General features: G+C 31.3%; 24 protein-coding genes. 17 read left to right on the top strand and 7 right to left on the bottom strand.

Annotated features, from left to right (window positions below; genetic code table 11):
* The first annotated feature begins 68 nt into the window (after nt 1–68).
* The 12 genes from P3X86_RS16410 to nagA all read left to right on the top strand — a co-directional run bounded on the left by P3X86_RS16410 (nt 69) and on the right by nagA (nt 10442).
* Nucleotides 69–770, top strand: a complete 702-nt coding sequence (locus P3X86_RS16410) for a 4'-phosphopantetheinyl transferase family protein (RefSeq protein WP_483293811.1) — start codon at nt 69–71, stop codon at nt 768–770.
* A gap of 44 nt (nt 771–814) precedes the next feature.
* A complete protein-coding gene (locus tag P3X86_RS16405) occupies nt 815–1435 on the top strand; it encodes a hypothetical protein (RefSeq protein WP_483293810.1) in 621 nt (206 codons plus the stop codon).
* Between the two features lie 227 nt (nt 1436–1662).
* A complete protein-coding gene (locus tag P3X86_RS16400) occupies nt 1663–2391 on the top strand; it encodes a GntR family transcriptional regulator (RefSeq protein WP_483293809.1) in 729 nt (242 codons plus the stop codon).
* Nucleotides 2392–2574: 183 nt separating this feature from the next.
* The gene (locus P3X86_RS16395; RefSeq protein ID WP_483293808.1) at nt 2575–3747 is read left to right on the top strand and encodes an SIS domain-containing protein; all 1173 of its coding nucleotides are present in this window, start codon (nt 2575–2577) and stop codon (nt 3745–3747) included.
* 57 nt (nt 3748–3804) lie between these two features.
* Nucleotides 3805–4278 carry a PTS N-acetylgalactosamine transporter subunit IIB gene (gene agaV, locus P3X86_RS16390; protein WP_483293807.1) on the top strand — a complete coding sequence of 158 codons (474 nt, stop codon included), beginning with the start codon at nt 3805–3807 and terminating at the stop codon, nt 4276–4278.
* Nucleotides 4279–4361: 83 nt separating this feature from the next.
* Nucleotides 4362–5129, top strand: coding sequence for a PTS N-acetylgalactosamine transporter subunit IIC (agaW, locus tag P3X86_RS16385; RefSeq protein WP_483293806.1), 768 nt, complete (start codon nt 4362–4364; stop codon nt 5127–5129).
* Nucleotides 5119–5934, top strand: a complete 816-nt coding sequence (locus P3X86_RS16380) for a mannose/fructose/sorbose PTS transporter subunit IID (protein WP_483293805.1) — start codon at nt 5119–5121, stop codon at nt 5932–5934. The genes agaW and P3X86_RS16380 overlap by 11 nt, the downstream gene beginning before the upstream one ends.
* 155 nt (nt 5935–6089) lie before the next feature.
* Complete coding sequence (gene agaF, locus P3X86_RS16375) at nt 6090–6512, top strand: PTS galactosamine/N-acetylgalactosamine transporter subunit IIA (protein ID WP_483293804.1); 423 nt, start codon at nt 6090–6092, stop codon at nt 6510–6512.
* A gap of 303 nt (nt 6513–6815) precedes the next feature.
* The gene (locus tag P3X86_RS16370; RefSeq protein WP_483293803.1) at nt 6816–7670 is read left to right on the top strand and encodes a tagatose bisphosphate family class II aldolase; all 855 of its coding nucleotides are present in this window, start codon (nt 6816–6818) and stop codon (nt 7668–7670) included.
* 1 nt (nt 7671) lies between these two features.
* Nucleotides 7672–8640 (top strand): 1-phosphofructokinase, encoded by a 969-nt coding sequence (gene pfkB / locus P3X86_RS16365; protein ID WP_483293802.1) that lies wholly within the window; start codon nt 7672–7674, stop codon nt 8638–8640.
* Nucleotides 8621–9268 (top strand): HAD family hydrolase, encoded by a 648-nt coding sequence (locus P3X86_RS16360; protein WP_483293801.1) that lies wholly within the window; start codon nt 8621–8623, stop codon nt 9266–9268. The genes pfkB and P3X86_RS16360 overlap by 20 nt, the downstream gene beginning before the upstream one ends.
* A gap of 22 nt (nt 9269–9290) precedes the next feature.
* Entirely contained in the window at nt 9291–10442 is a 1152-nt protein-coding gene (gene nagA / locus P3X86_RS16355; protein ID WP_483293800.1) for an N-acetylglucosamine-6-phosphate deacetylase, read from the top strand.
* A 51-nt stretch (nt 10443–10493) separates the two neighbouring features.
* Here the strand turns inward: nagA and P3X86_RS16350 are convergent, their stop codons facing one another.
* From P3X86_RS16350 to typA, 5 genes are all read right to left on the bottom strand, one after another.
* The gene (locus P3X86_RS16350) at nt 10494–11258 is read right to left on the bottom strand and encodes an ABC transporter permease (RefSeq protein WP_483293799.1); all 765 of its coding nucleotides are present in this window, start codon (nt 11256–11258) and stop codon (nt 10494–10496) included.
* Nucleotides 11255–12172, bottom strand: coding sequence for an ABC transporter ATP-binding protein (locus P3X86_RS16345; RefSeq protein ID WP_483293798.1), 918 nt, complete (start codon nt 12170–12172; stop codon nt 11255–11257). Before P3X86_RS16345 ends, P3X86_RS16350 begins: the two co-directional genes overlap by 4 nt.
* The gene (locus P3X86_RS16340) at nt 12172–12372 is read right to left on the bottom strand and encodes a PLDc N-terminal domain-containing protein (RefSeq protein ID WP_483293797.1); all 201 of its coding nucleotides are present in this window, start codon (nt 12370–12372) and stop codon (nt 12172–12174) included. Before P3X86_RS16340 ends, P3X86_RS16345 begins: the two co-directional genes overlap by 1 nt.
* A gap of 1 nt (nt 12373) precedes the next feature.
* Nucleotides 12374–13486 carry a helix-turn-helix domain-containing protein gene (locus P3X86_RS16335; protein WP_483293796.1) on the bottom strand — a complete coding sequence of 371 codons (1113 nt, stop codon included), beginning with the start codon at nt 13484–13486 and terminating at the stop codon, nt 12374–12376.
* A gap of 187 nt (nt 13487–13673) precedes the next feature.
* Entirely contained in the window at nt 13674–15494 is a 1821-nt protein-coding gene (gene typA / locus P3X86_RS16330) for a translational GTPase TypA (RefSeq protein WP_483293795.1), read from the bottom strand.
* A gap of 235 nt (nt 15495–15729) precedes the next feature.
* Between typA and P3X86_RS16325 the strand changes: the two genes are divergently transcribed.
* From P3X86_RS16325 to P3X86_RS16310, 4 genes are all read left to right on the top strand, one after another.
* Nucleotides 15730–17862, top strand: a complete 2133-nt coding sequence (locus P3X86_RS16325) for a neutral/alkaline ceramidase (RefSeq protein WP_483293794.1) — start codon at nt 15730–15732, stop codon at nt 17860–17862.
* A 79-nt stretch (nt 17863–17941) separates the two neighbouring features.
* Nucleotides 17942–20284, top strand: a complete 2343-nt coding sequence (locus P3X86_RS16320; RefSeq protein ID WP_483293793.1) for an excinuclease ABC subunit UvrA — start codon at nt 17942–17944, stop codon at nt 20282–20284.
* 262 nt (nt 20285–20546) lie between these two features.
* Complete coding sequence (locus P3X86_RS16315; protein WP_483293792.1) at nt 20547–21437, top strand: hypothetical protein; 891 nt, start codon at nt 20547–20549, stop codon at nt 21435–21437.
* Nucleotides 21438–21533: 96 nt separating this feature from the next.
* Nucleotides 21534–22469, top strand: coding sequence for a serine hydrolase domain-containing protein (locus P3X86_RS16310; protein ID WP_483293791.1), 936 nt, complete (start codon nt 21534–21536; stop codon nt 22467–22469).
* Between the two features lies 1 nt (nt 22470).
* On the opposite strand, the gene P3X86_RS16305 is transcribed toward P3X86_RS16310, so the two are convergent.
* Both P3X86_RS16305 and P3X86_RS16300 read right to left on the bottom strand, forming a co-directional pair.
* A complete protein-coding gene (locus P3X86_RS16305) occupies nt 22471–22965 on the bottom strand; it encodes a DNA-deoxyinosine glycosylase (RefSeq protein ID WP_483293790.1) in 495 nt (164 codons plus the stop codon).
* A gap of 29 nt (nt 22966–22994) precedes the next feature.
* Nucleotides 22995–23645, bottom strand: coding sequence for a TetR/AcrR family transcriptional regulator (locus P3X86_RS16300; protein ID WP_483293789.1), 651 nt, complete (start codon nt 23643–23645; stop codon nt 22995–22997).
* A 185-nt stretch (nt 23646–23830) separates the two neighbouring features.
* On the opposite strand from P3X86_RS16300, the gene P3X86_RS16295 reads away from it, so the two are divergent.
* On the top strand, nt 23831–25309 hold the full coding sequence (locus tag P3X86_RS16295; protein ID WP_483293788.1) for an aspartate aminotransferase family protein: 1479 nt from the start codon (nt 23831–23833) through the stop codon (nt 25307–25309).
* Nucleotides 25310–25318: the final 9 nt, after the last annotated feature.

Raw genomic sequence — 25318 nt, 5'->3', positions numbered from 1 at the left:
CATCTAAAGTAACTACGTCAGTAACAATTTGCTATATATATGACACATATTTAGAGAGGTAAGTATAGATGAGAAAAATAGAGGTACATTTAGTTAAAATCAATGATGATATAGACTATAATATAATAAACACATTAGTCAAATTAGTATCTAAAGAAAAAGCAAATAAAATATACAAATACAAGTTTAAGAAAGATCAGATAAGATCAGTGGCAGCAGATGTACTAATAAGGGATATCATTAGTAACAAATTAGATATCAAAAATACCGATATAGAATTTGGATACAATAAATATTCAAAGCCATTTCCTAAAAACTTAGACTTACATTTTAATATTTCTCATTCAGGAGATTATGTAGTAGGGTTAGTAGATAAAGAGCCTGTTGGAATTGACATAGAGTTAATAAAGCCACTTAAAGATAAGATGTCTATAGCTAAATCGTTTTTTAGCGTAGATGAATTTAAATGGCTAGAAAATAAAACTGAAGGAAAAAGATTAAAAGAATTTTATAAAATATGGACTGCAAAAGAGAGCTATGTAAAACTCCTTGGAATCGGTCTATCTAAAAAATCAAAATCATTTACAACACATTTCTCAGATGTGATAACTATATATGATGAAGAAAATCATAAAGAAAGTTACTGTTATCAAAAATTGATAGAAGATAAGTATTACTTAACAGTATGCTTACAAAAAAAAGTAGATAATATTGAATTTAAGACAAGCAACCTACTTGACAAATATATGAAATATAGTAAACTAAAGTAAAAGGAACTATTTGTACTAACAAAATTTAAGGCAAAGGTGATTAAATGAATGATAGTTTAATATTAAAAATAAGTAATGCTTTAGAACACATGAATGCAAATAGTAGGAACTTATCATCTTTGAAAAAATGGACAAAAAAACTTAGAGACATAAATCAGTCACTAAATAACACAAAGCTTTATGATGAGATAAATGATGTGATTTCATCATGTGAAGAAGCTATAGCAACAAAAGACGTATATGTAAGAGAGGGCATAATATCTACTCAATATAAAAAAACAAAAGCTATAATGAAATCTATTTTGCAAGATGAGTTATCTAAACTTCAAAGAGAATTAGAAGAAAGGAATATTGAAGATTTTTGTATTGAGAAAAACAATGGGTATGAGGTAATATTAAAAGGAAGCTTTGATTTATCATATTATCATGAACTTGAGATTATATTTAAAGATGTACAGTTTATGATATGTCCTTGTCAGATTTTTAGCGTAAACAACCTCAGATTAGCAACAAAGGAAGAAATAAAAAATATAACGAATGTTTCAGAAGGATACGAAACCCAAGGTTTCGTGATAGTATTAGAGCATACGTTATGGAATGAAAAATACTTTATAATAGCCAATGAGGTTAAAACTAAATGGAAGACAGTAAAGTACTATAATTGATATTAAAGTTGTATAAAAATGGAGGTTGCCTATATCGTACCTCCATTATTTAATGGTTGTTAAGAAGAGAGGTCTCAAAAAGTGACATTCTAGTGTTAATGTGTTTTTATGTTGGCTTTTATAAAACCATAAGTAAGCCTTGACACTTATATAGAATTGTATTATTATTTAGTCAAGGTACGTACCACAGTACAACAATAATAGTTAGTTATAGATGAGGTGTTATAATGCCAGAGATTATAAAAGGTGATAGAGTTCCTTTATATTATCAACTTATGGATATTATTATAGATGATATAAATAACGGAAAATATAAAGAAAATGACAAACTGCCATCAGAAAGAGAACTGTGTCAAGTATATGATATTTCTCGTGCTACTGTAAGGCAAACCATATTAGAGCTAGAAAAAGAAGGATATGTATACAAACAACATGGTAAAGGGACTTTTGTGTCAGGAGAAAGGTTCAAGCAAGATTTATTAAAAATATATAGTTTTACTGAAGAGATGAAAAAGCTTGGCAAAAAACCTTTTACAAAAGTGTTAGATTTTGCAGTAGTAAGGCTAAACGAGAGAATGGCCAATAAGATGAATATGAAAGAAGGAAGTAAAGTATATAAGATAAAGAGATTAAGGCTTGCTGGAGAAAAGCCTATGATGGTAGAAACGAGCTATATACCATATGATAGATTTATGGGATTAAAGAAAGAAGACTTAGAACAAGAAGCTATGTACGATATATTTATAAAAAGATATAATGCAGTATTTACTAAGGCAGAAGAGAGTTTTAGACCAGTGTTAACTAGAGAAGAAGAAGCTAAACTTTTGAAAAATGTAGTGGATTCGCCTAGTATGATGGTAGAGAGAATAACTTTTGAGGGGAATAATATCATAGAGTACACAGTAAGTATAGCAAGAGGGGATAAATTTAAATATAGAGTAGTGTTAGAAAAATAAATTAACATTGACATATAATAAGAACTAGGGTAAAATTAAAACAACTGATACGTACCACATGACAACATGACAGTAAGTTTGACAAAAAATGAGTAATCTAAGTAAAAACAATAATATGTATTTTTTTAATCAAACTCATAATGACCACATGATGACATAATCATCACTTAAGGAGGAAATGAAATGGAGTTTATAGGATATTCTGATAATAAATTAGACAAATTGGGTGCTAAAATAACTGCGTGTGAGATTTGTAATCAGCCTCAAATATGGAGAGATACATTTCAGAAAATAAAAGACAACAAAAGTATCATAAAAAAATTTTTAGACAGAGCACTTGAGCATAAAGATACTAGAATAATTTTAACAGGGGCTGGGAGTTCAGCGTTTGTTGGAGAAAGTGTAGCATTGTATTTAAATAGCGTATTAGATTATAAAGTAGAAACTATCGAATCAACAGATATTGTATCACATCCAGAGTATTATTTAAAAAAGGATGTACCAACGCTATTAATATCTTGTGCAAGGTCTGGTAATAGTCCAGAAAGTGTAGCAACAGCTAAATTAGCAGAACAAATAATTGACAATCTATACCACTTAGCACTTACTTGTAATGAAGAAGGTGAATTAGCTAAATTCTGCAACAGCAAGAATGATTTAGTTTTATTGATGCCAGAGGAATCTAATGACAAAGGTTTTGCGATGACAGGTAGTTTTACAGCAATGGTATTAGCAAGTTTGCTAATATTTAATTTAGAAAAGCTAGATATATTTAAAGAACATATAAATAGGGTAGCAGATCTAGGAGATAGGATACTAAATGATAGTGTGGATATATTAAAAGAATTATCTATGCAAGATGTTGATAGAATAGTGTATTTGGGCTCAGGTGGAATGAAAGGGTTAGCAAGAGAATCAGCACTAAAAGTGCTAGAGTTAACAAGTGGACAGATAGCTACAACATATGATTCATGTTTAGGATTTAGACATGGTCCAAAATCAATCGTAAATGATAAAACACTATTGATAATATATTTTTCAAACGATAGCTATGCAAGAAAATATGAAATGGATTTTCTAGAGGAGATATCTAATCAAAAAGGTGATCACAAAATCCTGTCTATAACAGGATATGAAGATGATGTAGTCAGAAACAATAGTGACTATTATATAAGCATAGATAGTGACAAAAAAGAATATGAAGACGACATATTTTTACTGTTTGACTATATATTGAATGCTCAGATGCTAGCTGTGTATCAAAGTATAAAGCTTGGTGTTAAGGCGGATAATCCAAGTCCAAGTGGGATCGTTAATAGAGTAGTTAAAGGTGTTATAATACATGAATACAAGTAATTTGGTGATAATATAATATATTACAAAGTCTAATAAAATTAAAGAGAGGTGTTAAATATGCCAAACATATTATGGACAAGAGTCGACAATAGACTGGTACACGGACAAGTAGGAGTAACATGGGTAAACTGGTTAGGAGCTAATTTAATAGTAGTGGCAAATGATGAAGTTGCAGAAGATGAAGTACAGCAAAGCTTAATGGACATGGTTGTTCCAAGTACAGTAGGTACAAGATATTTTACTATTCAAAAAACGATTGATGTAATCCATAAAGCATCAGATGCGCAAAAGATTTTTATAGTTTGTAAAAATCCACAAGATGTTTTAAGGTTAGTAAAAGGTGGGGTACCAATAGACAAAGTAAATATTGGAAACATGCATTACTCAGAGGGAAAAAAGCAAATATCACCAACAGTTTCAGTAGATGAAAATGATATAAACACGTTAAAAGAATTGGATAAACTTGGGGTAAAACTAGATTTAAGAGGAGTACCAGAAGACAAAGGCGTAAACTTGATTGAATTGTTATAGAAGTAATATTGTTTAGAACATTATTACTTCTGTAGAAAGAATGTCAAATAAGACATTCTAATATAAAAAAGTGAGGTGTAATTATGTTAATTAAAGCACTTTTAGTTGCCTTGTGGGCAGGTATAACAGGTATTGACTTATTCAATGGTCTAACTCATATTCACCGACCTGTTGTTACAGGAGTAGTAGTAGGAATTATATTAGGTGATATGAAAACAGGTTTAATTGCAGGAGGTATGCTAGAGTTAGTATGGATGGGTATGGTTCCACTAGCAGGTGCACAGCCACCAAATGTAGTTATAGGTGGTATCATCGGGACATCGTTTGCAATATTGTCTAAGCAAGAGCCAAATGTAGCAGTTAGTATAGCAGTACCATTTGCGTTAGCAGCTCAAGCAGGTATCACATTACTGTTTACAGCTTTTTCACCAGTAATGCATACAGCAGATAATTATGCAAAGAATGCCAATGGAAAGGGTATAGATAGAATCAACTATCTAGGTATAACGATATTATTTATAAGTTATTTTATATGTGCATTCTTACCAGTATATTTTGGAGCAGAGAAAGCAACAGATATAGTAAATCTATTGCCTGCAACATTTATTGAAGGGTTAAAAGTAGCTGGTGGTATGATGCCTGCAATCGGTTTTGCAATATTACTTAAAATAATGTTAAAGAAAGAATATGTTGCTTTCTTGATAGTTGGATTTATTTTAGTTACATTCTTAAAACTTTCAATTCTAGCAGTAGCTTTACTAGCAACAGCAATAGCATTATATGACTATTATCAAAACAAACCTAATGGACCTAAAGCTGGTAATAAGGAGGTTAGAACAGATGGCATCTAATACTTATGTAGATAGTTCAAAGAATAAAGTTATAACTAAAAGAGATCTTAACAAGATGGCGTGGAGATCTTTATTATTACAAGCATCATTTAATTATGAGAGAATGCAAGCAGCAGGATGGTTATATAGTATATTACCAGGACTTAAAAAGATTCATAAAGATAAAAAAGATTTATCATCCTCAATGCAAGCACATATGGAATTTTTCAATACACATCCATTTTTAGTTACATTTATTATGGGTATAGTAATAGCAATGGAAGAAGCAAAAGAGAGTGTTGACAGTATAAGAGGTATAAAAATTGCAACAATGGGACCATTAGGTGGTATAGGGGATGCACTATTTTGGTTGACATTACTACCAATAGCAGCAGGTATTGGAGCGTCATTGGCAATAGATGGAAATGTAGCTGGGCCAATAATATTTTTATTAATATTTAATATATTCCACTTTGGAATTAGATTTGGTTTAATGCATTATGGCTATAAAACAGGAGTTGGAGCAATAGCAAAACTTAAAGAGGGTACAAAGCACGTTTCACATGGTGCATCAATTATAGGTATATCAGTAGTAGGAGCTTTAATAGCTTCATACATTAGCCTTAGCACACCTTTAGTAATAAAAGCAGGTAAAGCATCAGTAGCCTTGCAAGCTGATGTATTAGACAAAGTAATGCCGAAGATGCTACCATTTGCTTACACAATGTTAATGTATTATTTAATCAAGAAAGGATTATCACCAGTTAAACTTATAGGACTTACAATAGTAATAGGAGTTATAGGTAAATATTTAAGTATATTATAAGCTATTTAGGGAAATTAGATTAGTATAGAGTATTACGCTAATATGTGCGCTCATCTTACGTGTTACAATTATACTAATTTATATGCCCTTGGGGCTACTTAGGAAATAAAATTTCTGAGTAAGCCCTTTAAAATTATAGAAATAGGAGAGTAAATATGTTAGGGATAATTATATGTGGACATGGTAACTTTGCAACAGGCATTAAATCTTCACTAGAACTAGTAGTAGGAAAACAAAACTATTTAGAAGCAGTAGATTTTATTAAATCAGATTCATTAGAGAACTTAGAAAATAAGATAGTAAGTAGCATGGACAAAATGGATGTAAACGGATACTTGTTTTATACAGATTTACCAGGAGGTTCTCCATTTAAAAAATGTGTAGAAATATCATTAAAAAACAGTAATTCGGAGGTGGTAGCAGGTACAAATATACCTATGATATTGGATATTATTTTTGAAAGAGATAATGTTGATGCAAATAGCTTAATGAAAAAAAGTATAGAGGTTGGAAAAGAGCAAATAGTTACATTTAAGCTGAATAAAAAGAATAAACAGATTGATGAAGATGGGATATAGGATGCTTAATAAATATCAGTAACCACAAGACCCACAAAGATAATGTAAAGAATATATGAGCAATCAATAAAGTAACAAAGAAGCATATCCGTTTTTCTGGAGAAGCGACTTTAGAGTGCTTATTTCTACAACACTTTAATATTAATCATTAGAAATAAGGACTATACTAAGCAGTAAGAAATTAGGATAGGCTTCTACCAATAGGTAGTGAGTAACCAAAACTATACGTTTTTATCTCACAAAGCATTACCCAAAAGAGAGATTTCATTAAGTTTTAAGTCAATAAAAAGGAGTGAGAAGAGTATGTATTTAGTATCAACACGACAAATGTTATTAGATGCACAAAAGCATGGATACGCTGTGCCAGCATTCAATATACACAATCTAGAAACAGTACAAGCAGTAATAGAAGTAGCAAATGAGATGAAATCACCAATAATATTAGCTGCAACACCTGGTACAATAAAGTATGCAGGAAGAGAGTATTTACAAGACATTTTGGAAGTTGCAGCAAAGAACTCCAAAATACCAGTATCATTTCATTTAGATCATCATGAAGAGCTTGATGACATTAAAAGATCAATAGATATAGGATGCAAATCAGTAATGATAGACGCATCAAAACATTCATTTAAAGATAATATAAGATTAGTTAAGCAAGTTGTAGATTATGCACATAGATTTGACGTAACAGTAGAGGCAGAGCTCGGTAAGCTAGTTGGGCAGGAAGACAATATAGTAGTAAGCGAAAAATCGAGCGAATTAACAGATCCTAAGTTAGCAAGAGAATTTGTGTACAAAACAGAGATAGATTCGCTTGCAGTAGCTATAGGAACTGCACATGGATTGTATAAATCAGAGCCTAAGCTTGACTATGAAAGATTAACAGCTATAAATAATGAAGTAAATGTACCATTAGTACTACATGGAGCTTCAGGAGTGCCTACTGAAAGTGTAAAGAAATGCATAAGATTAGGGATATGTAAAGTAAATATAGCAACAGAGCTAAAGATACCATTTGCAAATGCAATAAAAGAGTATTTTAAAGACCATCCAGATGCCAGTGATCCAAGAAAATATCTAATACCAGCAAAAGAAGCGATGAAAGAGATTGTAAGAGAAAAAATAATCATGTGTGGTAGCAATGACAGAGGGTAATATGATTACAACAATAACGCTAAATGCGTCAATAGATAGGAACTATGTATTAGATGAATTTACAGTAGATAAAATATTTAGATGTGAAGATTTTAGTGTAGTACCTGGTGGTAAAGGGATAAATGTATCAAAGGTGCTATCACAGCTGGGAGAAAAGGTATGTTGCTTAGGATTCATTGGAGGGTATACAGGGACATTTATAAAAAAAGAGTTAGAAAAACAAGATATAACTACTAAGTTTACTACTATAGATGAAGAATCTAGAACATGTATTAGTATAGTATCATCCGATGGAAGTCAAACGGAGATATTAGAGAGAGGTCCAAAGGTAAATGAAAGAGAGTTAGAGAGTTTTTTATCAACGTATGATAAAATTCTAGATAAATCAAGTATAGTAGTTGCGTCTGGGAGTATTGCGCAAGGAATAAATACAGAAATATATTATGATTTGATAAATAAAGCAAAAAATAAAGGAGTAAAGTTTATACTTGATACAAGTTCAAAATATCTTATCAAAGGTATAAAAGCAAAACCTTACTTGATAAAACCTAATAAAGAAGAGCTTGAAGATATCACGGCCACAATCATAAATAACGAGCATGATATAATTAAAGCTAGTAATAAGTTAATAGAAATGGGAGCAGACAATGTAGCTGTATCATTGGGCAAAGAAGGTATGATGTATATAAATAGAGAATACACATATAAGGTTATAATACCAAAAGCAGAGGTTATAAACCCAGTAGGTTCGGGAGATAGCACAGTTGCAGGATTTGTGTACGCATTAGCAAATAATTATAATATAGAGAACTCATTAAAGCTAGCTAATGCTTGTGGTATATCTAACGCTATGAACAAAGAAACTGGCAAAATTAATTCAAAAGTAGTCGAAACATTAATTGGCAAAATAAAAGTGGAGCGTTATAAAAATAACTTTGGGAGGGAGATAAATGAAATTAGTGATTTTTGATATGGATGGAGTAATAATAGATTCAGAGCATATCTACAGTAAATTAGATGAAGAAATATATAAGGAACTTGGCATAAATGTAGAAAAAGCACAGAGAGAATCATTTGTAGGTAAAACTAGCCTAGATGTATGGTCAGATTTACACAAGCGACATTCTTTACATGATAGGATAACAGTGAATGAGCTAATCTTAAAGCAGAGAAAAAAGTATCTTGAAGGCTTAGAAAAAAATGGAGTAAAAATGGTAGACGGAATACTCGATTGGATGAAATACTTTAAAGATAATGATATAACTATGATAATAGCATCATCATCTCCAGAATCAGTTATAAGTTATGTAATAGATAAATTTGGACTAGATAAATATATTGATGGTTTTATCAATGGAGATGAAGTAGAAAATGGAAAACCAGATCCAGAGATATTCTTAAGAGCAGCAGATAAATTTGGGTGTGGATATGAAGAGTGTTTAGTAATAGAAGATTCGTCAAATGGAGTAAAAGCTGCCAAAATGGCTGGTATGAAATGTATTGGATATAAGAATGTAAATTCAGGTAATCAAGATTTGAGTAGTGCAGATTATATTTTTTCAGAATTTAACTCAGAGAATCTAGCCAAAATTATTTAAGCCTTAATCAAAGGAGAACCGTATGAAATACTATATTAAAGCAAGCGAGATATACAGTGAAGAAAAGATACTAAAAAACAACAATCTATTAATAGAAGATACAGTAATAAAGAGTATAAACTATAGCATTACTGAAGATATAGAGATAATAGATTTGACGCAATATAAAGTTCTTCCGGGATTAATTGATATGCATATTCATGGAGTAAATAACTATGATACAATGGATTCTACCTATGAGTCATTAAACGAGATATCAAAATATTTGACGAGAAAAGGAGTAACAGCTTTTTTACCTACGACCATGACAGTCAAATGGGAAGATATATTGTATGCAGTAGATAATATAAATAAAGCTATAAAGCAGGGTGTAGAAGGTGCGAATATATTAGGAGCATATATAGAAGGACCATATATCACAAAAGAGCATAAAGGAGCACAGCCAAAGGAATATATCAGAGAGTTAAATATAAATGATTTAAAAGAACTAATATATAAATCAGATGAGACAATCAAAGTTCTAACAATAGCACCAGAGAAAGAAGGAGCAGAAAGAGCAATAGAGTACCTAACTCAAAGAAATATACAAGTATCAATGGGTCATACAAATGCTACATTTGAGCAAACAGAGCAAGCAATAAAGAGTGGGGCGAAGATAGGAGTACATACATTTAATGGTATGAGAGGATTGCACCATAGAGAGCCTGGTGTAGTAGGGGCGATACTATCAATAGACGATGTGTACGCAGAATTAATAGCTGATACAATTCATGTTCACCCACAGGTAATGAAGATATTAGTAAAGTGTAAAAGTGCAGATAAAATATGTTTAATCACTGATAGTATGAGAGCATCAGGATTAAAAGATGGAGAATATATACTAGGCGGACAAAAGGTAATAGTAAAAGATTCTATACCAAGGTTAAAAAGTGGTTCGCTAGCGGGAAGTACACTTAATCTAATAAATGGAGTAAAAAACATGATAATTCATGTAGGAGTTAATCCTTTAGATGCAGTGCATATGGCATCATTAGTACCAGCTAAAATACTAAAAATGGATGATAAGATTGGAAGTATAAAAGAAAACAAAAAAGCAAACTTCACAGTAATAGACGATGATTTTAATGTTGTGATGACTATTATAGAAGGTGAAATAGTGTATAAAAAATTATAGATGAAAGAGCACATGTTTTATTTAACCAATAACATGTGCTTTTAATTCTGACTAAATTTCTTTTTTATTCATAATAACTATAGAGCTAATCAAAAACATAGATATTAAAATTATAGTTACCATGATATTGTATTTAAGGTCGTGTATTAAATATTGTTTTTCAAGTATAGCTACATTAACAGAGGATAAAACAGCAGGATTAAAGAGCTTGACAGATGGAACAATATTTGTAACCATCATAAGAACTACAAATCCAGCTGCAAAAAATAAACTACCATAATTATTACCAAATATCACGCCTCCAAGAATTAAAGTAGCTATTAGTAGAACTCCAAATATCCATAAGCAGAAAATTGAAAAGGCTAAATTAGTTATATCACAGCTTCCAAAAAAATTAAGAGTATATCCATAACATATAGTAAAACTTAAGATATAAGAAAAGGTCCATAGTAATACTGCCATTGTAAACTTTGATAATATTACAGTGCTACGTTTTAGTCCTTTAGTTAATAAATTTATAAGAGTGCCATTTTTAAGCTCGTTAGAAATCAATCCACTAAACAATATGATAATAGCAATTATACCTATTTGAGATGTATTCTTAAAAAATTGAGACCAAGAATCTAAAACTGTAGGGTTATTAATAGAGATGTTAATATTCTCAGGTAAAAAATTATTAACTATTTCAGGCATAATTTTTGCTATTATAGGACTAACAATACCCACAAATGTAAATAAACTAAGTAGTATTAAGAGCTTAAAGGTGCGTACGTATTCATAAAATTCTTTTTTGATAAAAGTAACGTAAGCTATCATTGAATCACCTCCATGTACAAGTCTTCTAGAGTTTGGTCAAGGATGTGAAAATTTCTTGGTATAATTGATTTTTCTTTTAATTTAGAAAGTGCGATATATGCTAATTCCTGCATATTGCTAGTTTGTAGTAATATAGTATTATCAAATTCCTTTATATTAGCTGAGAGGCCATCTAAGTTTAAACAACTCACAAAAACATTCAAATCATTAATAGAATTGAAAACGATTTTCAATCTATTTGTTGAATTTTCCGATTTAATATTAGAAAGTTTGCCAGATTTAACAATTACACCATCATGTAAAATAGCTATTTCATCACATATTTGCTCAACATCAGATAAAATATGAGTAGAAAATATCACAGTTATATTACTTGATACTTGCCTTAAAATATTAAGGATTTCGTTACGTCCTACAGGATCAAGAGCAGATGTAGGCTCATCACAGATTAATAATTGGGGATTATTAAGCAATGCTTGAGCGATGCCTAATCTTTGTTTCATACCTCTTGAATAGCTAGATATGGGTTTTTTTATACCATCGAGGCCTACAAGTTTTAATAACTCTTTACTCCTTAGTTCTATAGATTTATTAGTCATTCCAGTAATCTTTCCACATATGCTTAAGTATTCAGTTGACTTCATATACCCATAAAACTTTGGAACATCTGGCAAATAACCGATATATTTATTAGTATCATTTTGACCATAAACAACTTTTTCTCCACATACCTCAATACAACCAGAAGTCGGTTTTAACAGTCCTAATATCATTTTCATAGTAGTGGTTTTTCCTGCTCCATTTTGACCTAGAAAACCCAAAACAGTATTTCTAGTTAGAGATAACGACAAATTATCAATAACTTTGTTAGAACCGAATTTCTTAGATAGATTATTTATAGAAAGTATATGCATCAATTATCACCTCTACCAAATGCAAAATATAAAACAGGGCCAAAAATATTGAAAAGTATCACAATAATTATCCACATAGCTCTATTTCCTATTTTAAATATATGATGTTTAAAAATATGAGCCAAAGCGGTTATTTTTAATAATAAGTCAATTATTATTAGTGGAATAAAAAGGTATAAATTATCAATAATTATATCCATACTAGTTCCTCCTTAAAATATCTTTTAACTTATTAACTAAGCTTATATATTGAGGCTCATTTTTAAGACTACCTAGAGCGTTATTTTCTGTAATAGATTTCAGTATATCTATTTTTACTAATTTTTCATCACGAGGAGGAGAAGTGCCTAAATCTAAATCTTCCAACCAATTATCTATACGATTAAAATAAGAGTCTCCATGAAGATTAATAGGGAATAGATACGTACATATATGTACATATTTAGATAACATATCTATTGCTCTTATTTTGTTATGTTGACTAGAATAAGCTATAGCAGAAGATAAATAAGCATTAAGCATTAGAGCAGGATGTAATTTATCAAGGTTAAAAGTACCACAAATAGAAATTATACGGTTGAGAGTTTCTTCAAATTTGGCACCTTTATTTGAGCAGTATGCTAAATAAGTAGACAAATTAGAAACTATTTGCAGCAGATTTGTATAAATACTTACTTGAAAAATCTCATCAGCTTTGCCATTATCACCTAAGATACCGTAAGATTGAGCTAATAAAGTAGTATCATCACTACATGGTTTTAGAGCTCCATCTAGTAATTCTATTACAGTTTTATGTTGTTGTAATTGAAAATTACATATAGCCTCAATTGAATTAGCCTGATTAGATAACCAAACATCCTTGCTGTCATTTTTTATGCGTTTACATAGAGTGATTATTTGACCTAAGATATCTTCCTGCATCATTTTATCAGATGCAAGCATAAAGTGATTAATCAATAGTACACTAATTTGCAGTAACAAAGGAAAACATGAGTAGTACTTTTTTATAATGGTATTACAAGTTTCATATACTTCGCCAAAAGGTTTGTTACTGAAGTCTTTTGAAAGTTTGTTATATAACTTACTGATATCTTCTTTAGACATCTGTGGTTCATAACCAATTAACTCATCAATACTTATATTAAAATATGTGGCGAGTTGTGGTAAAAAGAGAATATCAGGGTAACTATGTCCTGTTTCCCATTTAGATACAGATGCCTTAGAAACACCCATATAGTTTGCCAATTCATTTTGAGTAATACCACGTTCTTTTCTTTTAGTAGAAATAATAGTAGCTATATTGAGCTCTTTCATATCAATCACCTCATATATAATTATACCCTTTCTACAGTGGATAACAATGGATTTGCAGTTAATTTCGGTTGAAAAAATCAACCGTAGAGAAACCATATTATACTTTTACAATTTAACAATTTGAATTTAATGTAATTGGATAATTTGCATATAAAAAACGTCTTGAAATAAACAAGACGTTTTAGTATTACTTTCTCTTTTTCTTATTAAAATCTTTAACTCTCATAGTTTTAGATAAAATCTTCTTTCTGATTCTGATACTCTTTGGTGTTATTTCAACTAATTCATCATCATCAATAAACTCAATAGCTTCTTCCAATGAGAATATAATAGGGGGAGTTAAGATTAATTTTTCATCAGCACTTGTAGAACGAACATTAGTAGCTTGCTTTCTTTTACATGCGTTTATGTCAATATCAAGTCCTTTAGGGTTCATACCTATAATCATACCTTCATATACATCAACACCAGGGCCAATAAATAAAAGACCTCTATCTTGAGCATTGTATAATCCATATGTGACAGATACACCTGATTCAGTAGCTATTAATGAGCCATTTGATCTATGAGGTATTTCACCTTTGAAAGGCGCATATCCATCAAATATGGAGTTCATGATACCAGTACCTTTAGTATCAGTTAAAAACTTAGAACGATAACCTATTAAGCCTCTAGTAGGTATAGAAAATTCCATACGAGTATGACCTATACCATAAGGTTGCATATTGATTAACTCACCTTTTCTAATACCTAACTTCTCTATAACAGAGCCAGTGTATTCATCAGGAACATCAACAGTTACAATCTCCATAGGTTCATGTGTTTTACCATCAACTTGCTTAAACAAAACCTCTGGCCTAGCAACCATGAATTCAAAACCTTCTCTACGCATAGTTTCAATTAATATAGATAAATGAAGTTCACCTCTACCAAAAATCTTAAAAGCATCAGTAGCATCTGTATCTTCAACTCTCAAACTAACATCAGTTTGTAGTTGTCTAAACAGCCTTTCACGGATTTGTCTAGATGTAACAAGATCACCTTCTCTTCCTGCTAAAGGACTGTTGTTAACAGACATTACAATAGACAATGTTGGTTCTGATATTTCCACAAAGTCCAAAGCTTCAGGCTTAGTAGGGTCACATATTGTATCTCCGATAGTAATGTTTTCAATACCAGATAGAGCTATTATTTCTCCAGCTTTTGCAGTATCTACCTCAACTCTACTTAATCCTTCAAAAGACATAAGTTTAGTAATACGAACCTTTTTACTCATTTCAGCATTACTTTTATTTACAATAATAACTTCATCGCCTTTTGATATAGTACCATTAGAGATTTTACCTATACCAATTCTACCAACATAAGAATTATAGTCAATTGTCGAAATCAACATTTGTAGAGGTTCCTCTATATTGCTTGTTGGAGCTGGTATATGCTCAATTATAGTATCGAATAAATCTTTCATATTGTCATTTTGAATACTTGGATCTAACGAAGAAGTTCCGTTTTTAGCTGAAGTATAAACAACAGGGAACTCGATCTGATCATCATTTGCTTCAAGTGAAATAAATAAATCAAGAACCTCATCAACAACTTCTTCTGGTCTAGCTCCAGGTCTATCTATTTTATTAACGCATAGTATAACAGGTAAGTTCAAATTTAGAGCATTTTTCAGAACAAATCTTGTTTGCGGCATAGCCCCCTCAAAAGCATCAACTATAAGAACTACTCCATCTACCATCTTTAGTACACGTTCAACTTCACCACCAAAATCAGCATGACCAGGTGTATCAATAATATTAATTTTTGTATCATTATAAGTTACAGCAGTGTTTTTGGACAATATAGTAATGCCTCTTTCACGTTCCAATGCATTACTGTCCATAACTCTCTCAGCAACTTCTTGATTCTGACGGAAAGTACCACTTTGCTTTAACAGTTCGTCTACAAGGGTGGTTTTTCCATGATCAACGTGTGCAATTATTGCTATATTTCTAATATTCATGCAAATTTTCTCCTTTCGATTACAAACAATACATTATACCATAAAAATCGACATAAAAACAATCTAATTTTAAAATATGCTATACTTTAAATTAACTAACTTTATTATAATTACCAAATATTTAAAAAACATAACTGAAAATGCTAGTCATTTGATATAATAATACTAAGCATCCAATATTTACAAAATCCAAAATATCCATAAAATTAAGGAGGGAGGTAGTTGTACAAGGTTAATGAAATGTGTTTTCTTAACATTAATATCTTGTATAGCAAAACTAATGCGAAACAAGCTTGTAGTATTCATGTGTTTATTATTAATTTTTTCTACACTTAGTTTTACATCACAAGTGACATTAGAAAAGAACAATGACGAGTACATCCTTGGAGTTGGACAGGCAGACATTACAGGACCTTCAGCAGAAATAGTAATGATGGGATATGCGGATTCAAAACAATCTAACAGGGGAATTCATCTTAGACAGCGTGCAAGAACATTCATTATTAAACATCCTCAAACAAGCACATCAGTAGTATACGTTAATGTAGATTTAGGGATGTGTTTTCAGTCCATAAAAAACGGGGTAGTAAATAAATTGGCAGATAAAGGGCATGGAAAGTTATATCATGACAAAAATATAATGATAAATGCTACTCATACACATAATGGACCAGGAGGATATTCTCATTATGGATTATACAATGTATCAACAAAAGGACATATTAAAGAAAATCTAGATGGGATTATAGAAGGAATAACAACATCCATAATAAAAGCTCATAATAACTTAGAAACGGGATATATTGAATATAATAAAGGGATTGTATTAGGTATTAATAAAAACCGTTCATTAGAAGCTTATAATAATAATCCAAAAGAAGAAAGAGAGAAATACAAATATGATATAGATAAAAATATGTATGTAATGAATTTTAGAAATTCTAGTGGAAAATTATTAGGAGTACTAAATTGGTTTGCAGTACACCCAACGTCAATGACTGTAAAGAATTTGCTTATTAGTAGTGATAACAAAGGAACGGCATCATATCTATTTGAAAAAAGTATGAATACTGATTATTCAAAAGACAAAACTTTTGTATGTGCATTTGCTCAAAGTAACTGTGGCGATGCATCTCCAAATCATTCTGAACAAGACCCTAAAAATATACCTGATAAAGGATTAGCCAGAACATATGAAATAGGCAAAATGCAATATGAAGCTGCAAAAAAACTTTCAGATAATGCTACTGATAGATTAAGTGGAGATCTAGCATTTAGACATACTTATTTAGATTTTTCAAATATAATTGTAGATAAAAAATACACTGGTAAAGGGACAAAAAGAACATATGGAGGATGTATGGGGTATAGTTTTGCTCCAGGAGCAGAAGACAATCCGACTGACTTGCCTTTGTTTTATGAAGGGATGAAACAGCCAGAATATTCCTTAAATGATGCAGATAATTATATAGAAAAAGTGCAAAGGCTATTGAACTTTGTTCCTAAATTTAAAGAAATAAACGGAGCAAAATATCCTAAGCTATGGAAGGAACACTACCCAAAACCTATATTATTTGCTACGTGTAAAGCAACACCTGATGCGTGGACACCACAGATTATTCCAATACAGCTGTTTACCATAGGTAATGTGGCTATAGCAGGTATTCCAGCCGAGGTAACAACCATGTCAGCTAGAAGATTAAAAACAAGAATAGAAGATGTATTTAAAGAATCAGGAAAAGAATACACTGCAATTATATCAGGGCTATCTAACTCGTATACTAGTTATTTAGCTACACCTGAGGAGTACGATAAACAGCATTATGAAGGAGCATCTACACAATTTGGGAAATGGACCCTACCTGCTTATATACAAGAGTTTGATAAACTAGCACTGACAATTATAAATGATATAGATATAACAACTGGATTATTGCCTCCAGATTTGACAGATAAGCAAGTATGTTTTGAAACGCCTGTCATATACGATAACACATTAGCTTGGGATGATTTTGGGGATGTAGAAAGAGATGTTAAAAACTCTTATAATAAAGGTGAAACAGTAAAAGTTGAGTTTTGGTCAGGTCATCCAAACAATGATTTTAGGCATGGAGGAAGTTTTTTAGAAGTACAGTATAAATTAGGAGGCAAATGGATAACAGTTGCATATGATTGGGATATAGAAACACGTTACGAATGGAAAAGACACTCTGTCATACTTGGAACATCAATTTCTAAAGTGATATGGGAGATACCAAAGGATGCGCTAAGTGGAAAATACAGAATTAAACATAATGGAGCTTATAAAAAAATAACGGGTAAAATCATACAATATCATGGTTACTCAAGGGAATTTATAGTAAAATAAATTATAAAGGGATTCTCAATATGGAAACATTGAGATCCCTTTTGATATAATAAGATATAAAACAACTGGAGGAATATAAATGAAAAAGTTCATTGAAATCAAAAATGCCAAAATACACAATCTTAAAGGAATAGATATAAAAATACCAAAAAATAAGCTAACAGTAATAACAGGTGTCTCAGGAAGTGGTAAGTCAAGTTTAGCCTTTGACACCCTTTACGAAGAGGGTAAACGTAGGTACTTGATGTTTTCAGATGCTCAGTTTTCAGTTAATAGTGTTAGTACATTTGACAGTATAACAGGGCTTTCGCCAACAGTAGCGGTAGAGCAGCGAGTGATTCGTCAATCTAATCCAAGAAGTACTGTGGGTACTCGAACTAGGATAAACGGGATGCTAGCGATGATGTTTGCTACGTATGGAAAAAGAGAAGGAATATATGATAATGGAGAACCGCTTTCAATGGGAATGTTCCAGAGAAACTCTCCAAAAGGGATGTGTGTAAGGTGTTTAGGGAAAGGTATAGTTAAAAATATCAATGAACAGAAAATTTTTGGAGATTCATCACAAAAAGTTGAAGATGTATGCCTAGGGTTAGGTAAAAGAGGTAAGACTCGCAAAATGCTAGATAACTTTTGCAAGCTTTATAATATTTCTCCTACACAGAAACTATCGACACTAACAGAGGAGCAATTATTACATCTAAAGTATGGAGATAATGGAAAATCATCATTTGTCGGATTCATACCTTGGATAGCACAAATTATAAATGGAGTTTTTTCATCAACAAATAGGTTAGAGAATATGCTTATTGATGCAGGATATTTAGACAAGACTACATGCCCAAAATGCAGTGGCGCAGGTATTGGAGAATATGCTCTTCATATAAAAATAGAAGGAAAGACGATATACCAGCTTGAGAATATGTACATAAAAGATCTTTATCTCTTTTTAAATACATTAGATAGTAGTAAGATGCCAGTTCTAAAAGAAATATTAGTTAAGCTAGAATGTATGATAGATGTTGGACTATATCACCTTTCATTATCTCGTAGTTTGCCTACACTTTCTGGAGGAGAGATACAAAGATTGTTTCTTGCTTCATATATTATAGCAGAGATGGACAGTATAATATTTGTGTTTGATGAACCTACAATAGGACTTCATGAGATTGAAAAAGAAAAGCTTATAAAAACAATCCGAGATCTCATAAAGCGAGGCAATACGGTTGTTGCTGTAGAGCATGACGAAAGCTTTATAAGGTCAGCAGACTATATCATCGATTTAGGGCCTAATGCAGGGATATATGGTGGAGATAAGATTTTTCAGGGAGCGTTTGATGAGTTTTTAAATTGTGATAATTCAAATACAGCACCATATTTTAAAGATAGCAGTAAATTGGATATTAAGAAATCATATAGTCCTGTAGATAATACCAAAGCATTGAAAATGGAAAACTGTAATCTTCATAATCTAAAAAACTTAAGTGTTGATATTCCACTTGGTATAATGGTAGGAATCGCTGGGGTATCAGGCAGTGGCAAGTCTAGCCTTATTGCTGATACTCTAGTACCTAAATTGATGAACAGTATTAAAAGTAAGCGGTTAAATAAGGAACATTTTACAGATGATTTATCTGGTGTGGAAATAAGTGGTATTGATTATATAAAAAAGTGTATTGTAATAGATCAAAAGCCAATAGGTAGAAGTCGAATATCAAACCCAGCGACTTATACTGGTATATTTGATAGAGTGAGAACATTATTTGCAAAAGAAAGTGGATTATCAATAGGGCTTTTTTCTCAAAACTCTGAAGGTGGATGTAAACTATGCAAAGGAGAAGGGGAAATACAATATTCTATAGGCTTTGGTAACTCGGTTTATGTAAAATGTGAAGCTTGCTCAGGTACAGGATATATAAAAGAAGCTATTGATGTAACTGTTGATGGTAAAAATATAAAAGATATTTTATCAATGACAGTAGATGAAGCTACTATATTTTTTAAGAACAAGGATAAAACTATAGAGAATATGCTTTCTACACTTGTACGTGTAGGAATGGGTTACATCACATTAGGGCAAAAAACACCCACTATATCGGGAGGAGAAAGTCAACGCATCAAGCTAGCAAAAGAGCTTTCAAAGGGAAAAACTTCAAAGGGTACAGTATATATATTTGATGAACCTACAATAGGGCTTTCCATTCATGACAGTCTTAAATTGATGAAGCTCATAAAAGAGCTTGTAAGTAAAGGAAATAGTGTCATAATTACAGAACATGATACTTATGTGTTATCAAACTGTGACTATATTATAGAATTGGGAATTGGTGGTGGTACCGATGGAGGAAATATAATAGCAACAGGTACACCAAAACAGTTAAAAGCAAACAATAATTCAATAATAGGGAGATATTTGAAATAAGCGAATAAAGCAATGGGTAATTACAAGAATCTACAGAGATAATCTGAAACAATACTAAACAACCAACAAGTAATTAAGAAGAATTTGGGTAATGCGTTGGAGTGTGATAAAGATATTCATTGTAAAGTATAGTTCATTGGTGAGGGGAAATCAAAGATAATCTTTGTGGTGTAGTAGAGAAGCTGTTTCAAATAAGAATAGCGAGGATAAATTATTAATAATTTATATGCAACTCAATACTTCTGAAGTGGTAGGTGTTTATATGTATTTACTTAAATTTAAGAAAATTATATTTACTATATGTATCTCGGTCTTTATTTTAATAGGATTTCTATATATAACAAACGACAATAAAAATGATAGAATTTTAACATCAGGTCAAATAGCATTTGGTGTTTATAATAATAATAAAATAATAGATAGTGGCAGTTATATTGAAAATAAGGAGCTTAAACATAGATTTGAATTGGCTCACAACCTATCTCTACCAAGAAAATATTTAATCTTAGTCTTAATTGATTATAAACAATCTAAATTTATGGTAAAAGATTCTATATGCAAAGGTTATGAAGTGGAACTTGCAGAAAAGGATTCTTTAAGTGTTGATATTAAAATAGACATACCTGATCACGCAAAAGAATTGTGTTATCTTGTCATAAAAAAACCAAACTACTTACAAAAAGATTCTGATATTCATAAATCCCACATATTGCAAGAATTCATGACTCTTAGATATAATCTCAGTACAACGGAAAAAATCTTTACTACTGAAAGTAATATAAAAATAATATCAGAAGGCCCTGTTACCAATATTTACTTATCTGATAACAATGCTAACTTAAAGCCTGTAATTACTAGTAATGAATTTAACGAAAAAAAATTACTAGTAGGAAATCACACAAATGACTTAATCACTTATGCAGTTATAGGGTTTTTGGATTGGAACCAAATAGCTTTTGCTGATGGTGATTTTATCAAATTTTTTGAAGTACCACCTAATAAAAAGATTTCATATAAAGTATCAATACCACAAACTAATACAGATTCTGTTCTTCAATACATGGCTTTTCCGTTTCCTTATGCTGTAAGTCGAGATAATTTTTTTAGTACCCTTGGTTTTGGTACATATAGAATGACAATAACGGATTCTTAATATCCGTTGTCTGAAAAAGCAATTTTAGAAGACTTGTTCCTACAATGTATTATCCAAAAGATAAAATAATAAAGCAAAAAAGAGGAGTGTTATTTAATGGATTACGAGCTTATAAAATTAGTTGATGATTATATCAAACAAAAGAGATACCGCCTTATAAACAGCATATTGTTGTATAAAGATAACGAACTCATATTAGAAAGATATTATAATAAATCCAATCAAAACAAGCGTGGAAATATAAAATCTATTTGGAAAAGTATATTGTCTATATGCATGGGAATTTGTTTAGATAAGGGGTATATTAAAAACTTAAATCAACCAATAAGTAATTATATAGATGCATTTAATCAGAACAAGCATCCATATCATAAAATGATTACTATATATCATTTACTAACAATGACATCAGGTATATACTGGAATAAAGGGATTCATTATAATTGTCCAATGTTAACAGGACTCATGCAATCAAATGATTTACTAGAGCATCTATCAGATATACATATGGCTAATTTTCCAGGGATAAAACATGAGTACAAAGAATGGGATGTTATTTTATTATCTACTATTATCAGTAAAGCAACGGGAATGAACACGTTTGATTTTTGTAACGAATATTTATATAAACCACTTGATATAAAAAGTGGTAGATGGTGGACAAGTAAGTGTTCAGTTACATATAACATAGGTAAAAATGAGGTAGAAGAAGCCAGTTCAGATTTGTCAGCACGGGACTTAGCTAAACTCGGATTTTTACTTCTTAATCAAGGTAAGCACGCTGATAGACAAGTTGTTTCACGAGAGTATATAAAGAAGGCTATTACACCTGCGCATGAAAATGAACTGATGCTAAATGGAAGTTATGGACTAATGTGGTGGATAGGTGATAATTGGTATGGGGCACGAGGCGCAGGTGGACAGGAAATAACTGTTATGCCAGATAAAAACATAGTTTATGTTATTCAAGCTAGTAAGAGCATGAGCAAAAGATATAGTGATGTTTTTGATTTCCTGTTAGAACATCTATAGCTTATATACTTCTAATACTATTTATAGTCTCTTGCCATACTTTAAATTTCTCGTCGTATTTTACGGTATTTGCAGGGCTAGTAGATGGTAGCCTATGGTATCTTAAAGATTTAAACGTGTTAAAGCCAACATGCTTTTTAAAAGAACTTTCTGCTTTAGTACCATTGAATAATACATATTCTATACTAGGGTATTGTTTAAAAAAGTTAGAAAAATCATTGACAACTTCATTTTTAATATTTGAATCTAAACTACCTTCTCTATCGCAACTTTTAAGAACATCCCATAAAGCGATATTGTTATCTAACAAAAGTTGTTTTTTAGTTTCATAACTATTACTAATAGATTTACCCAATAGCTCGAACATGATTTTCCAAAACTGATTTCTTTTAAATGCATAATATTCTTGTCTTCTTAGAGATTCAATAGAAGGCATAGAACCAAGTATCAATATTTTACAGTTATTACCTACAATAGGTTTAAAACTAGTAATCAAAGGCTTTCCTCCTAAAAATAATTTCCACTCTATATAAATAAAGCACTACTAATAAATTTTACTAACTCATCAGCCATTAAATCATCATTGTCAAAGACATCCTCGCTTACATATAGCTTCATGCGTTCTTTGTAGTAATCACATGAGTACGAAAACTGCAATAAAATGAATAAATTATCTAAGAAAAAAGCAAAGTGGCGAGGACTTATATCTTTTCTCACTATGTTTTCATCTTGTCCAATCTTAATATAAGATGCATATAGATCTGCAGTAATATTCTCCATTTCATAAGCTATTTTCCAAACTAGCTCAGAGTTGTTTTCTGTTGACATTTGGTTATATAGTTTAGTCAGATATACATTGTTTCTAGTATATACTTGAATAGCTTTAACAATGCTTCTTATCATGCTTAAGAAGTCTTTTTTATCAATAATGATATCTTCTAGAACTTTCTTGAGTTTTTTAACAGAGAACTCAACAACAGTTAAATAGAGATCATGCTTATTTTTAAAATATTTGTACATAGAACCAATGCTTATGCCACATTTATTAGCTATATTGTTTATATTAGCGCTATCATAACCTAAGTCAGCAAACTCCTTAATAGCAGTTTCAAGTATTCTGAGTCTTTTTTCATTAGGAATATTGTCAAATGTATTACTGTGATATTTTTGTTTCAAAGAATCACCTCTAAACATAAAATATAATAGAATCATAACTATTCTATCACAATAAAACCAAAATGTAATGATTTTGGGGATAATTAACTATAATATAAAGTAAGGGTTTAATAATTAAGATAAAAATGATAAAATATAGGTGAGTGAGTACTCACTCATCAATTGAATAAGGAGGAATATATTGTATGGATAAAAGATTTGCTATTTCAGAGTATCCAGATGTAACAAAAGTTACTAAACAGCTTGATGAGCTTATAAAGAAGCCGATATATTCAATACATCCAGACGAGTTAAAAGCTTATGAAGAGAATTATTTTGATAAACAGTGTTCAAAATCAAAAGAAATGATACAAGAAGCACAAGGAATCATACCAGGAGGAGTACAACACAATCTAGCCTTTAATCATCCATTTCCACTAGTATTTACAAAAGCAGAGGGAGCATATCTATATGATATAGATGGCAACAAGTATTACGATTTCTTACAAGCAGGAGGCCCTACAGTATTAGGAAGCAACCCTATAGAAGTAAGAGAGAAAGTAATAGCGCTATTAAACACATGCGGTCCATCTACAGGATTATTTCATGAATATGAATTTAAATTAGCAAAAAAAATATCAGAAAACATGAGTACAGTTCAGATGTTTAGAATGTTGGGTTCAGGAACAGAAGCAGATATGGCTGCTATAAGAGTAGCAAGACTTGCAACCAAGAAAAAACATATCATAAAAATGGGTGGAGCGTACCATGGATGGAGTGATCAACTTGCATATGGTATAAGAGTACCTGGAACAAAATGGACACAAGCAAACGGTGTGCCTCGTAGTATGTTTAAATACACTCATGAATTCTTCCCAAACGACTTAGACAGTTTAGAGAGGAAATTATTCTACAATAAATTCAGAGGAGGCACAGCAGCAGTACTCATAGAACCAGTAGGGCCAGAGAGTGGAACAAGACCATTAGATAAAGAGTTTAATAGTGGAGTAGAAAAGCTTTGTAGGAAATATGGTGCATTACTGGTATTTGATGAGGTTGTTACTGCATTTAGGATAGGGATGGCAGGAGCTCAAGGTTACTTTGGAGTATCTCCAGATTTAACAGTCTTCGGTAAAGTAGTAGCTGGAGGGTACCCAAGTGCAGGAGGTCTTGGAGGTAAAAGAGAATACATGAAGTATTTATCAGCTGGCATTAGTGGCTCGTCAAAACACAAGAAGGCATTAGTAGGGGGAACAATGGCAGCTAATCCACTTAGCTGTGTGGCAGGATACTATACGCTTTGTGAAATAGAGAGAACAAATGCGGCTCAAAAAGCGGGCTTATTTGCAGATAAATTAATAACAGGACTGCAAAGACTTATAGATAAATATAATCTTCCATTTGTGGTATTTAACCAAGGGTCCATATGTCATTTGGAGACCGTTGGAACTATGCATTTTGCAATAAATTGGAAAAAACCATGGCAGATACCAGCGATACTCAAAGAGACATCAAAGAGAAAGAAGGAAATGGAGCATATAGGAGCAGCATACATGGCAGAGGGTATAGTTACACTAGCAGGAAGCAGACTATACACTAGTGCAGCATATAAAGATGATATGCTAGAAGATATACTAGCTAGATTTGAAAATGTATTCAAAAAAGTTACAGAGATGGAGTCGTAGGAGGTATAT

It is taken from the genome of Abyssisolibacter sp. ZYX002 (assembly GCF_056892235.1).
The sequence above is the reverse complement of the archived record's forward strand: the minus strand, read 5'-3'. Positions and strand labels throughout refer to the sequence as shown.